The organism is Leifsonia sp. 2TAF2 (assembly GCF_052115085.1).
Taxonomy (GTDB): Bacteria; Actinomycetota; Actinomycetes; order Actinomycetales; family Microbacteriaceae; genus Leifsonia.
This window is the reverse complement of sequence record NZ_JBFRFY010000001.1, coordinates 1,264,759-1,277,971: the sequence shown is the minus strand read 5'-3', so window position 1 is coordinate 1,277,971 and position 13,213 is coordinate 1,264,759. Positions and strand designations below refer to the sequence as shown.

Here is a 13,213-nt window from a genome sequence, read left to right as displayed (position 1 = left end):
CCCCGCGGGTCAGACCGCCGCGGCGTCCTGACGCTTCAGGCGGGCGGCGGCACGACCGCGCGCGGTCGCATCCAGCTCGACCTTGCGGATGCGCACGGCCTCAGGCGTGACCTCGACGCATTCGTCGTCGCGCGCGAACTCCAGCGACTCCTCGAGAGTGAGCTGACGCGACGGCGTCATCGACTCGAAGTTGTCGGCGGTCGACTGACGCATATTGGTCAGCTTCTTCTCCTTGGTGATGTTCACGTCCATGTCGTCGGCGCGCGAGTTCTCGCCGATGACCATGCCCTCGTACACCTCCTCGGTGGGGTTCACGAAGAACGTCATGCGCTCCTGCAGGGCGATGATGGCGAACGGGGTGACGACGCCGGCGCGGTCGGCGACGATCGAGCCGTTGCTGCGGGTCACGATGTGGCCGGCCCACTCGTCGTAGCCGTGCGAGATCGCGTTCGCGATGCCGGTACCGCGCGTGGTGGTGAGGAACTCGGTGCGGAAGCCGATCAGGCCGCGCGACGGGACGATGAACTCCATGCGGACCCAGCCGGTGCCGTGGTTCGCCATGTTCTCCATGCGGCCCTTGCGGGCGGCGAGCAGCTGGGTGATCGCGCCGAGGTACTCCTCGGGGGCGTCGATCGTCAGGTGCTCGTACGGCTCGTGGGTCTTGCCGTCGATCTTCTTGGTGACCACCTGAGGCTTGCCGACGGTGAGCTCGTAGCCCTCGCGGCGCATCTGCTCGACGAGGATGGCCAGCGCCAGCTCGCCGCGGCCCTGCACCTCCCACGCGTCCGGGCGGCCGATGTCGAGCACGCGCAGCGACACGTTACCGACCAGCTCGCGGTCGAGGCGGTCCTTGACCATGCGCGCGGTGAGCTTGTGGCCCTTCACCTTGCCGACGAGCGGCGACGTGTTGGTACCGATCGTCATGGAGATGGCGGGCTCGTCGACGTGGATCGCGGGCAGCGGACGCACGTCCTCCGGGTCGGCGAGGGTGTCGCCGATCATGATGTCGGCGAAGCCGGCGACGGCGACGATGTCACCGGGACCACCGGACTCGGCCGGGTAACGGTCGAGCGCCTTCGTCATCAGCAGTTCGGTGACGCGCACGTTGTGCACGTCGCCGTCGTGACGCACCCAGGCGACCGTCTGGCCCTTGCGGAGGGTGCCGTTGAAGATGCGGAGGAGCGCCAGACGCCCGAGGAAGGGCGAGGCGTCGAGGTTGGTGACGTGCGCCTGCAGGGGCGCCTCCGGGTCGTAGCTCGGCGCCGGGATGTGCTCGAGGATGGCCTCGAACAGCGGCTCGAGGTCGTCGTTGTCGGGCAGCTCGCCGTTGGCCGGCTTGTTGCGGCTCGCAGCTCCGGCGCGACCCGAGGCGTAGACCACGGGCACGTCGAGGATGGCGTCGAGGTCGAGATCCGGAACGTCGTCGGAGAGGTCGCTCGCGAGACCGAGCAGGAGGTCCTGGCTCTCGCCGACGACCTCGTCGATGCGCGCGTCGCCACGGTCGGTCTTGTTGACCGCGAGGATCACGGGGAGCTTCGCCTCGAGCGCCTTGCGCAGCACGAAGCGGGTCTGCGGCAGGGGGCCCTCGGACGCATCCACCAGCAGGACGACGCCGTCGACCATCGAGAGGCCGCGCTCGACCTCGCCGCCGAAGTCGGCGTGGCCCGGGGTGTCGATCACGTTGATCGTGATCGGACCGTTCGGGGCATGCTTGCCCTTGTACGAGATCGCCGTGTTCTTGGCGAGGATCGTGATGCCCTTCTCACGCTCCAGCTCGTTGGAGTCCATGGCGCGGTCTTCGACGTGGGCGTGGGCATCGAACGAGTTCGTCTGCTTCAGCATGGCATCGACCAGCGTGGTCTTGCCGTGGTCGACGTGGGCGACGATCGCGACATTGCGCAGATCGTCGCGGCGGGCGACGGCGTTCTCGGACATGCGTGAAGACTCGACTCTCGTCAGAAGGAAGAAGGGGAACGGTCCATTCTATCCTGGATCCGCTCCCCTTCTCCTGTGTCCGCTGTCAGCGAGCGCTACAGCCCCTGTGCGACAGGCGGCTCGGGGGTCTGCGGCTCAGGGACGACGGTCGGCGGCGCGGACTCGTCCGAGCCCGCCGCGAGCAGCTCCAGGCGCAGTGCGCGACGCGCGCGCTGCTGCTCCGGATCAGGGAGCGGCACCGCGGCGAGGAGGCGCTGGGTGTAGGCCTCCTTCGGGTAGCGGAGGATCTCGTCGCGGGTTCCCACCTCGACCAGCCGGCCGTGGTGCATCACCGCGATGCGGTCGGCGAGCACGTCGATGACGGCGAGGTCGTGGGTGATGAACAGGCAGGCGAAGTTCATCTCCTTCTGCAGCGTCTGCATCAGCTGCAGCACGCGGGCCTGGACCGACACATCCAGTGCGCTCGTCGGCTCGTCGGCGATGAGCACCTGCGGCTTCAGCGACAGCGCACGGGCGATTCCGACGCGCTGCTTCTGACCGCCCGAGAGCTCGTGCGGGAACCGGCTGCGGTAGGCGCGCGGCAGCTCGACGCTGTCGAGCAGGCGGTCGACCTCCTTCGACAACTCCGCACCCTTGAGGTTCTTCGCGAGGCGAAGCGGCTCGGCGATGGAGTCGGAGATCTGGAGGCGCGGGTTCAGCGACGACGACGGGTCCTGGAAGACGATGCCGACGTTGCGGTGCAGCTGGCGGATCTCGTCCCGGCTCGGCTTGCTGATGTCCTGACCGGCGACGACCAGCTTGCCCGAGTGGATGGGCAGCAGCGCGATGGCGGCGCGGCCGAGCGTGGTCTTGCCGGAGCCCGACTCGCCCACGAGTCCGACGACCTCGCCCTCGTGGATCTTCAGGTCGATGTCGCTGGCGGCGCGGAAGGCGGGCACGCGGCCGTGCTTCGGGTACTCGATGGCGACGTTCTGGAAGTCGACGACCACCTGCCGCTTGTCCATCTCGGATCTCTCGTGCTCGGCCTGGGCCGCGCGCTCGTTGGCGCGGATGCGCTCGGTGAAGGACTCATCCGGGTGCTCGGTGCCCGCGGCGAGGGCGGCCGTGGTGTCGATCTCCTCGTCCTCGCGCTGGCCGAGGTGCGGCACGGCGTCGAGCAGGGCGATCGTGTACGGGTGCTGCGGGTTGGCGAACACGTCCGCCACCGTGCCCGCCTCGACGATGTCGCCCTTACGCATGACGACGATGTTGTCGGCGAGGTCCGCGACGACACCCATGTCGTGCGTGATCAGCAGGATGGCGCTGTCCAGCCGGTCGCGGAGGCTGCGCAGCAGCTCCAGGATCTCGGCCTGCACGGTCACGTCGAGCGCCGTGGTCGGCTCGTCGGCGATCAGGAGCTTCGGGTCGCACGAGATGGACTGCGCGATCATGGCGCGCTGCCGCTGGCCACCGGAGAGCTGGTGCGGGTAGGAGTTGAACGCCTTCTTCGGGTCCGGCAGCTCCACCATGGCGAGCAGCTCGAGCGCGCGCTCCTTGGCCTCGTGGGGCGACATCCCGAAGTGGATGCGCAGGGTCTCCACGATCTGGAAGCCCACCGTGTACACCGGGTTCAGAGCCGTCATCGGCTCCTGGAAGATCACGGCGACCTGGCGGCCCCGCACCCGGCGCATCTGCGGCTGGCTGAGGCCGGTCAGCTCGCGGCCGTCCAGCTTGATCGAGCCGCGCACGCGGGAGTTCTGCGGCAGGAGGTCGAGGATCGCCATCGAGCTCGCACTCTTGCCGGAGCCGGATTCGCCGACGATGGCGAGGACCTCGCCCGCCTTGATCTGGTAGTCGAGCTTCTTGGCGGCCGGCACCCACTCGCCGTCCACACCGAAGTCGACGGAGAGGCCGTTCACCTCGAGGACGGGGCCGCCGGTCGCAGGCGTCGTCCGAGCCGGGTTGGTCTCGGTCATGATTCGTGGTTCCTTTCGGGGGCGCGCTCTGCGTCGGAGGAGAACGAGCGGAATGAGAGCATGGACCCATGCCCTACGTCTCCCCCGCCGAGCGCGAGGTTTTCGTGTCCCGGTTCAACCGGGTCCTTGCCGTGCTGATCTGGGCGGCTGCTGTCGCCCTGACCGTCGGCCTGCTGGTGAGCGTCCACGACGCCCGACTGCTGTACATCGTGCCGGGCGCGCTGTTCGCCTTCGTCGCCTGGGCGATGCTGTGGCGACCGCAGCTGACGGTCGCCGACGACGGCATCACCGTCGTCAACGTGACCCGCACCATCCACATCCCGTGGGAGGCGCTGATCGCCGTCGACACCAAGTTCGCGCTGACGCTGTACACGCCCGGCCACCGTTTCCCGGTGTGGGCTGCGCCCGCCCCGGGCACCGGCAGCACGCTCCGCGCCACTCGCAATGAGACGCGGGGACGCCTCGGCCGGCCGCGCGTCGAGGACAGCGTGCGCCGCCCCGGCGACCTGCTCGGCACCGAGTCCGGTGCGGCGGCCGAGGTGGTCCGCCGCCGCTGGACGATGCTGCAGGACTCGGGCGCGATCGACGCCGGCCGAGCCGACGAGACGCCGGTCGCCGTGCGCTGGCACATCGCGGCGCTGGTGGCGCTGGTGGTGCTGCTCGCGGCCACCGTCGCCGCGCTGCTCCTGGCCTGACAGGCCCGGGAGCAGCGCGGCGGAGGCGGTCATCACAGCACGTCCTCCGCGAGGGCCGCTCCGGTCCGCGGGCTGCGGTCGTCGCCTTCGCCGTCCTCCGGCTCCTGCTCGCGCATCTTGCGCAGGTTGAACCGGCGGTGGCGCGGGTCGAACGCGTCACGCAGGCCGTCACCGACGAAGTTGACGAGCAGCGCCAGGGTGACGATGAACGCGCCGGGCCACCAGAACAGCCATGGCCGGGTCTGGAACGCCGACTGGTTGGAGCTGATCAGGAGGCCGAGCGAGACGTCCGGCGGCCGGATGCCGTAGCCGAGGTACGACAACGCCGTCTCGAGCAGGATGGCGGAGGCCATGATCAGGGTCGAGGCCACGATCACGACGCCGATCGCGTTCGGCAGGATGTGCTTGAAGATGATTCGGCTGTCCGAGGCGCCGGCGACCCGCGCCGCCTCCACGAACTCCCGCTCGCGCAGCGACAGGAACTCGCCGCGGACCAGTCGGGCGATGCCCATCCACGAGAAGAACCCGAGCATCAGGGCCAGGAAGAAGGCGCCGAGCCCGCCGAACGCGTGCCCGACGACCGAGCCGATCACCAGCGCCGGGATGACGATGAACACGTCGGTGATGCGCATCAGGATGGCGTCGACGACACCGCGGAAGTATCCCGCCACCGCCCCGACGACGACACCCACGACGCTCGCGATCAGGCCGAGGACGACCATGACGAGGATCGAGTTCTGGATGCCGCGCATGGTCAGCGCGAAGTAGTCCTTACCGATGCGGTCCTGACCGAACGGGTGCTCCCAGCTCGGCGAGCCCTGCTGCACCTGCGGGTTCAGCTCGGTGTAGTTGTACTTCCACCATCCGGGGATGGGCCCGAGGCCGATGGCCGAGATCGAGAAGATCAGGATGAAGATGAACAGGATGGCGCTGGCGACAGCGACCTTGTTCGACCGGAACCGCTTCCAGACCAGCTTGCCCTGACTGACCGGAGGCGCACTCGGCGCCTGCAGCTCGTCGGCGATAGGTGTGTTGTCGGACATTATCGGACCCTCACTCTCGGGTCGAGTGCGGCGTACGCGAGGTCTGCCAGGAAGTTGAACAGGATCGCCATGGCCGCGATCACCAGGAAGTAGGCCATGACCGGGTTGAGGTCACCACGGCTGAGACCCAGGTTGAACAGCGAGCCCATACCGGGGATCGCGAACACCCTTTCCGTGATGACCGCACCACCCAGCAGCGCGCCGACGTCGAAGGCGACGAGGGTCGTGATCGGGATCAGCATGTTGCGGAAGGCGTGGCGCACCACGACCGTCCGCTCCGGCAGGCCCTTGGCGCGCGCGGTACGGATGAAGTCCTGGTTCAGCACCTCCAGCATCCCGGCCCGCGAGTAGCGGGTGTACGACGCGAAGGAGATCAGGAGCAGCGCGATCGTCGGCAGCACCAGGTGCGTGAACGTGTCGAGCCCGGTGACCCACATGTCGCCCTCGAGCCCAGGGGTCGAGGAGCCGACGGTCGCGATCGGGCGGCCGTTGGTGTCCTGGAAGTACTGCGGCCAGGCCTGCATGAAGCGGTCGACGATGATCAGGAAGCCGGAGACGACCGTGACGATCACGGCGACGCGCATGTTCTGGCCGCGGTCGTAGCCGCCCACGAACCAGCCGATCGCCAGCGTCACGACGATGGCGACGATCGCCAGGATGACGATGGTCGCGACCGTGGAGACGTCGAACAGCGGCTGCAGGGCGAAGTAGCAGACGAGGCTGACCGCTCCGGCGATGGCCGCCGAGATGAGCGCACGCCGGTTCTGCAGCCCCGAGATGAGCGCGGTCGCGCCGATCACGGTGGCGGCGATGAGGAGGATCATCACGATCGGGCCGAGGCCCGGCACGAGGAACCAGTTCGTCGCCGACATCAGCAGCAGCACACCGGCGGTCGCCACGGTGGAGACCACGAAGGTGATCAGACGCCGCCGTCGGTCACCGCCGATCAGCGACTGCCAGATGAGGCCGGCGACCACGCCGATGATGATGGCGACCCACCACGGAATCGTCGGATGCGCGAGGAAATTGTTGAACCCGATGGCGACGAACTCCTTCAGGAGCACGGCCACGAGGAACGCCGGAAGCGAGTACAGGAAGAAGCTGAAGAACGTGACGACGTTGTCGAGTCCGCTGTACTGGCGAAGGGCGGTGACGATACCGATGGTCACACCGAGGAGGATCGCGAGGATCAGGGCGAAGGTGACCAGCTGGACCGTCGACCCGAGGGCCTGCGGCAGGATGTCGGTCACCTGCGCGTTGGACGCCGTGGCGCCGAGGTTGCACGCGTTGGCGAACGGGATGAGGCACTTGGCCGCACCGCCCAGCCACAGCAGCCAGCGCAGCGGCGGCGGCACGTCGAGCTGGAGCAGCTGGATGCGCGCGTTGATGAGCTGCGTCTTATTCGGGGAGTTGTTGCTTCGCAGATCCTGGAGCGGGTCGACACTGTAGGCCACCAGCATGTACATCAGGAACGAAGCGGCGATGATGATGAGCACTGAGACCAGGAGGCGCCTCAGGATGAAACTCGCCATAGGTTCAAAACCTTCACTGACTGGACGCGCCGAACGGGGGTGCGGCGGGAGGGGGTTCGCCGCCAGGCGCGTATCTCACGGGGTGGACGGATCGCATCCACCGACTACATGATACGGGGCGTCGGTCAAGAAACCGACGCCCCCGCCGCAGGGAGAGTGCCCGGGGTTCACCCGGGCACTCTCACTTGCGGAGTTGTTACTTCGAAGAGGAGGACTTGACGTTCCACTCCCAGAAGTTCCAGAACGGGCCGGACTGCCCGCCGTTGTACTTGATGCCGTCAACCCGCGAGGTGGTCGCGAAGACACCCGGGAGCTGGAACAGCGGGAGACCGTAAGCGTCGCTGAAGGTCTTCTTGTCGATCTGGTACTCGATCTTCGTCAGCTCATCCTTGTCCAGGGTGGTCTGCGACTTGAGGGCCAGGTCGTTGGTGCCCGTGTAGCGGTTGTAGTTACCGCCACCCTGCGAGGCGAACACCTGCGGCAGCTGCGTGGTGCCTGCACCAGGGCTGATCCAGCCGAAGAGCGAGGCGTCGTAGTCGCCACCCGGGAGCAGCTTGCTCCAGTCGGGCGAGCCGGCGTCGACGACCTTGATGCCGGCCTTGGCGGCCGAGGTCGCGATCGACTGGAACTCGTCGACACGGTTCGGGTTGTTCGTGTTGTACAGGATGCGGACGGTCGGCGTGGCACCGGCGAGCAGCGCCTTGGCGCCGTCGATGTCGACCTTGCTGTACTTGTCAGAGCCGTTCTGCTTGACGCTGCCGTCGTACTGCTCCTGGTTCGGCAGGAAGATCTGCGAGTCCAGGACCTTGGCCTTCGAGTCGACCGGGGTGACGATCGAGTCGAGGATCTGCTGACGCGGGATCGTCTTCAGGAACGCCTCGCGAACCTTGGCGTCGGCGAAGACCGGCGATCCGAAGTTCAGGTCGAGGTGGTCGTACGACGCCTGCGCACCCGTCAGGATCTTCGCGCTGGTCTGCTTGAGCGCGGTGATCGTGTCGGCGGACGCCTGCGGGTTGATGATGTCGACCTCACCGTTCTGGAGAGCGGTGACCTGGGCGTTCGCGTCCGGGATGATGCGGAAGACGATCTTGTCCACGTTCGGCTTGAGGCCGCCGGCGTAGTACTTGTTCTTCGTCATCGTCAGCGACTGGCCCGGGGTCCACGAGGAGACGACGAATGGACCGGAGGAGACCAGCAGGTCCTTGTCGGTCGGGAACGCGGTCACGTCGTAGCCGGTGTTGACGAAGTCCGCCGCCTTCTTCAGGGTCGGGTCGACAGGAGCCGGGTTCGCCGGGTCGCCCTTCGGCAGGCCCTTCAGCAGCTTGGTCAGGTCGGCGGCCGAAGAGAGGCCCGCCTTCTTGGCCACGATGTGCGCGGGCTGCGCGATCGGGTTGACGAGCTCCCAGTCCACGTACGGGGTGGCGTACTTGAGGGTGATCGTGCGGTTGTCGTTGCTGACCGTCGGGAAGTCGGTCGCATCCACACCGGCGGTCGAGCCCGCGATCGTGAAGTACTGGGTGCCGCTGGAGACGTTGCCCTCGGCGTCGAACTTCGCGGAGTCGTAGTGGCCGGAGGCGATGGCCCACGCGAGGATCATGTCGTCAGCGGTGACGGGCTGGCCGTCGCTCCACTTGTCGTCCTTGTTCAGCGTGTACTTGACCGTCAGCGGGTCGTCCGAGGTCTTCTCGAACGTGCCGAACTTGTCGTCGTGGACGATCTTGTAGTTGTTGTCGATGTACTGGAACCCGGTTCCGTACGATCCGTTCAGGTACCCGACCTGGCCGTTGGTGTCCAGGTTGCCCTGCGGCGTCTGCGAGTTGAACGAGGTGAAGTCGTTGACGACCGCCACCGTCACGGTGCCGCCCTTGGCAGCGGACGAGGTGTTGGTGCTGCCGGACGTGGTGCAGGCTGACAGGGCGAGTGCGGCGACGCCTGCGACGGCGACAGCACTGAGCCCGTACCTGACCTTTCTTCCGTTGATGTGCAATGTTCCTCCTGTGCGAAGTGTGCGACGGTGCAAGCGTGCGAGAGCGCCTGTCCCGCGCGGGATAAGAATGACCCTAGGTATCGCCGCCAGTGATTGCAAAACAGGGGCGCAAAACGTTACAGAGTGGTAACTCAGTCGGTGGATTCGTGCACGAAGCGCACAAAAACGATGGAATTGTTCGCGCAATGCAACGTTTCCGTGGTTTCCCGCGAGGGCTGGCAGGATGCCCCTATGAGCAACGCGCTGACCTGGGCCGCCGAGTCTCCCGTCGACCGCGGATCACGTCCGAGGCTGTGGTGGGAGATCGCCATCGTGCTCGGGCTGTCGCTCGGGCAATCGGCCGTCTACTCCATCGTCAGCATCGTCGACCGGGCCACCCAGAGCACGCCGCTCGCCGATCAGAAGACGGAGGTGAATCCCGCCCAGTCGAGCCGGGAGGTCTTCGACTTCCTCTATCAGGTGCTGGGGAATCTGTTCCCACTGTTCGCGGTCGCGCTGGTCGTCTATCTGCTGTGGCAGCCGCAGCGGAGCGGCTTCCGCCGCATCGGCCTCGACCTGACCCGGCCGGGGCGCGACCTCGCCGGCGGCGGGCTGCTGTTCCTCGTCATCGGGGTGCCCGGCATCCTCTTCTATGCGGTGACGCGGCTGCTGGGCATCACCGTGACGGTCGAGGCATCGACCCTCGACGCGCACTGGTGGACGGTGCCGGTGCTCATCCTCGCGGCGCTGCGTGCGGCGCTGCAGGAGGAAGTAATCGTCGTCGGTTACCTGTTCACCCGCCTGCGGCAGCTGGGCTGGGGGAAGTGGACGATCATCCTGGCGGCGGCGGTGCTGCGCGGCAGCTACCACCTCTACCAGGGCTTCGGACCGTTCGTCGGCAACGCCGTGATGGGCGTCGTCTTCGGCTGGTGCTACACGCGCTGGGGCCGGGTGATGCCGCTCGTGATCGCGCACACGATCATCGACATCGTCTCGTTCGTCGGCTATCCCCTCGCCGTCGCGTGGTGGCCGTCCGTCTTCGCCTAGCCCCCTCTATTCCACTCCCCCAACCGCCGCCAACAGCTCCTGAGTTTTTCGATCGACACGCCGTCGATCGTGCGAAAAACTCAGGAGCTGTTGGATTGGGGTGGCGGGAATCGGGTCAGGCGAACGCCTCGGGGGGCGGGCAGGCGCAGAAGAGGTTGCGGTCGCCGTAGGCCTGGTCGATGCGGCGGACCGGCGGCCAGTACTTGGTGCGGACGAGGGCCGGCACCGGGTAGACGGCCTGCTCACGGGAGTACGGGTGGCTCCAGTCGGAGGAGACCACCGACTCGGCGGTGTGCGGGGCGTTGCGCAGCGGGTTGTCGTCCGAGGGCCAGTCCCCCGCCGCCACGGCGTCCGCCTCGGCGCGGATCGCGACCATCGCGGCCACGAAACGGTCGAGTTCGGCGAGGTCTTCGCTCTCGGTCGGCTCCACCATGAGGGTTCCGGCGACCGGGAACGACATGGTCGGCGCGTGGAAGCCGTAGTCGATGAGCCGCTTGGCGACGTCGTCGACGGTCACCCCGGTGCGCTCGGTGAGCGGGCGGACGTCGAGGATGCACTCGTGCGCCACCAGGCCGTCCTCGCCCGCGTAGAGCACCGGGAAGTGCTCGCGGAGCCGGGCTGCGACGTAGTTGGCCGCGAGTACGGCGGCTCCGGTCGCATCCTTGAGCCCCTCCGCGCCCATCATCCGGACGTACGCCCAGCTGATCGGGAGGATGCTCGGGCTGCCGTAGGGCGCAGCGGAGACCGGGGCGCCGCCGTGCTCGATGCGACCGCCGCCCGCGAGCGGGTGGGTCGCATCCTGAGCCAGCGGATGCCCGGGAAGGAAGGGCGCGAGGTGCGCCTTGGCTGCGACCGGGCCGACACCCGGGCCGCCTCCGCCGTGCGGGATGCAGAACGTCTTGTGCAGGTTGAGGTGGCTGACGTCGCCGCCGAAGTCGCCGAACCGTGCGTAGCCCAGCAGGGCGTTGAGGTTGGCGCCGTCGACGTAGACCTGTCCGCCCGCGTCGTGCACGGCCTGGGTGATCTCGACGACGTCGTGCTCGTAGACGCCGTGCGTCGACGGGTACGTGATCATGAGGGCGGCGAGGCTGTCGGCGTGCTCGGCGATCTTGGCGCGCAGGTCGTCGAGGTCGACGTTGCCCAGTTCGTCGGTCGCGACGACGACGACGCTCATGCCGGCGAGCACCGCCGAGGCGGCGTTCGTGCCGTGAGCGGACTGCGGGATGAGGCACACCGTGCGCTGCAGGTCGCCGCGCGAGCGGTGGTAGCCGCGGATCGCGAGGAGGCCGGCGAGCTCGCCCTGGCTGCCCGCGTTGGGCTGCAGGGAGACGGTGTCGTAGCCGGTGACGTCCGCCAGCCAGCTCTCCAGCTGGTCGATCAGCTCGAGCGATCCGGCCACATCGGCGGCCGGGGCGAAGGGATGCAGTGCCGCGAACTCGGGCCAGGTCACGGCCTCCATCTCGGTCGCCGCGTTCAGCTTCATGGTGCACGAGCCGAGCGGGATCATGCCGCGATCGAGCGCGTAGTCGCGGTCCTGCAGCAGGCGCAGGTAGCGCATCATCGCGGTCTCGGAGTGGTGGGTGTTGAACACGGGATGCGTGAGGTATCCCGACTCCCGGGCGAGCGCGGAGTCGAAGGACGACTCCCCCGCCAGGTCGACGGCGAGCTCGGCATCGACCGTGCCGCCGAGCACCTCGATGAGATCCGTGAGCGGGAACGTGCGGTCGCGGAGGTCGGCCGCCGACTCCTCGTCGAGGCTCAGCGAGACGAGTCCCGCATCCGTCGCGTGGAGCAGCAGACCGCGGTCGTGCGCCCGGGCGACGACGGTCGAGGCGTCATCCACCTCGACCTGGAGGGTGTCGAAGTACGACCGTGAGACGACCTCGACACCGGATGCGCGCAGCGCCTCGGCGACCCCCGCGGTCGACAGGTGCACCTGGCGCCCGATCGCCCGCAGGCCTGCGGGCCCGTGGTAGACCGCGTACATCGCGGCCATCACGGCGAGGAGCACCTGGGCGGTGCAGATGTTCGAGGTCGCCTTCTCGCGGCGGATGTGCTGCTCGCGCGTCTGCAGGGTCAGGCGGTAGGCGGGCTTGCCGACCGCATCCTGCGACACACCGACCAGGCGGCCGGGGAGCTGTCGTTCGAGTCCCTTGCGGACCGCCATGTAGCCGGCGTGCGGGCCGCCGAAGCCCATCGGAACGCCGAAGCGCTGGGTGGTGCCGACGGCGACATCCGCTCCGAGCTCCCCGGGGGCGCGGAGCTGCGTCAGGGCGAGGAGGTCAGCGGCGGCGACGATGACCGCGCCGGCGTCCTTGGCGGTGCGGATGACGGCACTCGGGTCCCACACCCGGCCGGAGGCGCCGGGGTACTGGACGAAGAGGCCGAACGCGTCGCTGAGCTCGGGCGCGTCGGCGGGCAGGCTCGCCAGATCGAGCACGGCGAGCTGGATGCCGACCGCTTCTGCCCGGTTGCGCAGCAGGGCGAGCGTCTGCGGGAACGTGTCGGCGTCGACCACGAACGTGGACGACTTCGCCTTGGATGCGCGACGCGCCAGCAGCATCCCCTCGACCACCGCGGTGCCCTCGTCGAGCATCGACGCGTTCGCCGTGTCGAGCCCGGTCAGGTCGGACACCATGGTCTGGAAGTTGATCAACGCCTCCAGCCGGCCCTGCGAGATCTCCGGCTGGTACGGCGTGTATGCGGTGTACCAGCCCGGGTTCTCGAGCACGTTCCGCTTGATGACGGCGGGCGTGATGGTGCCGTAATAGCCGAGGCCGATGAGGCTGCGGTTCACGGTGTTGCGGGCGGCGATCGCGCGCAGTTCGCGGATCGCGGCGCGCTCGCCGATCGGCTCGGGAAGGGCAGGCGTGCGGTTACCATCCACGCGGATGGAGTCCGGGACGGCGGCGGCCACGAGCTCCTCGACGGAGGTCCACTCGCGGGAGGATGCTGCGCCGATCGCGGACAGCATGGTGCTCTGCGCGTCAGTATCGGTGCCGATGTGACGCGTAGGGAAGAGGTCGGTCATGGGAGGTGT

At 68.0% G+C, this 13,213-nt stretch carries 8 protein-coding genes; 2 read left to right on the top strand and 6 right to left on the bottom strand.

The window, feature by feature from the left end:
• Window positions 1-9: 9 nt before the first annotated feature.
• Entirely contained in the window at window positions 10-1,935 is a 1,926-nt protein-coding gene (gene typA / locus AB4Z18_RS06120) for a translational GTPase TypA (RefSeq protein ID WP_441781801.1), read from the bottom strand.
• A 95-nt stretch (window positions 1,936-2,030) separates the two neighbouring features.
• On the bottom strand, window positions 2,031-3,890 hold the full coding sequence (locus tag AB4Z18_RS06115) for an ABC transporter ATP-binding protein (protein WP_441781800.1): 1,860 nt from the start codon (window positions 3,888-3,890) through the stop codon (window positions 2,031-2,033).
• Between the two features lie 68 nt (window positions 3,891-3,958).
• On the opposite strand from AB4Z18_RS06115, the gene AB4Z18_RS06110 reads away from it, so the two are divergent.
• Window positions 3,959-4,585 (top strand): PH domain-containing protein, encoded by a 627-nt coding sequence (locus AB4Z18_RS06110; protein WP_441781799.1) that lies wholly within the window; start codon window positions 3,959-3,961, stop codon window positions 4,583-4,585.
• A gap of 32 nt (window positions 4,586-4,617) precedes the next feature.
• On the opposite strand, the gene AB4Z18_RS06105 is transcribed toward AB4Z18_RS06110, so the two are convergent.
• The 3 genes from AB4Z18_RS06105 to AB4Z18_RS06095 form a co-directional block, all read right to left on the bottom strand.
• Complete coding sequence (locus AB4Z18_RS06105; protein WP_441781798.1) at window positions 4,618-5,628, bottom strand: ABC transporter permease; 1,011 nt, start codon at window positions 5,626-5,628, stop codon at window positions 4,618-4,620.
• Window positions 5,628-7,160 (bottom strand): ABC transporter permease, encoded by a 1,533-nt coding sequence (locus tag AB4Z18_RS06100; RefSeq protein WP_441781797.1) that lies wholly within the window; start codon window positions 7,158-7,160, stop codon window positions 5,628-5,630. Before AB4Z18_RS06100 ends, AB4Z18_RS06105 begins: the two co-directional genes overlap by 1 nt.
• Before the next feature lie 196 nt (window positions 7,161-7,356).
• Window positions 7,357-9,147, bottom strand: coding sequence for an ABC transporter family substrate-binding protein (locus AB4Z18_RS06095; protein WP_441781796.1), 1,791 nt, complete (start codon window positions 9,145-9,147; stop codon window positions 7,357-7,359).
• A 231-nt stretch (window positions 9,148-9,378) separates the two neighbouring features.
• On the opposite strand from AB4Z18_RS06095, the gene AB4Z18_RS06090 reads away from it, so the two are divergent.
• Complete coding sequence (locus AB4Z18_RS06090) at window positions 9,379-10,173, top strand: CPBP family intramembrane glutamic endopeptidase (protein ID WP_441781795.1); 795 nt, start codon at window positions 9,379-9,381, stop codon at window positions 10,171-10,173.
• 115 nt (window positions 10,174-10,288) lie between these two features.
• Here the strand turns inward: AB4Z18_RS06090 and gcvP are convergent, their stop codons facing one another.
• Complete coding sequence (gene gcvP, locus AB4Z18_RS06085; protein WP_441781794.1) at window positions 10,289-13,204, bottom strand: aminomethyl-transferring glycine dehydrogenase; 2,916 nt, start codon at window positions 13,202-13,204, stop codon at window positions 10,289-10,291.
• Between the last annotated feature and the right edge of the window lie 9 nt (window positions 13,205-13,213).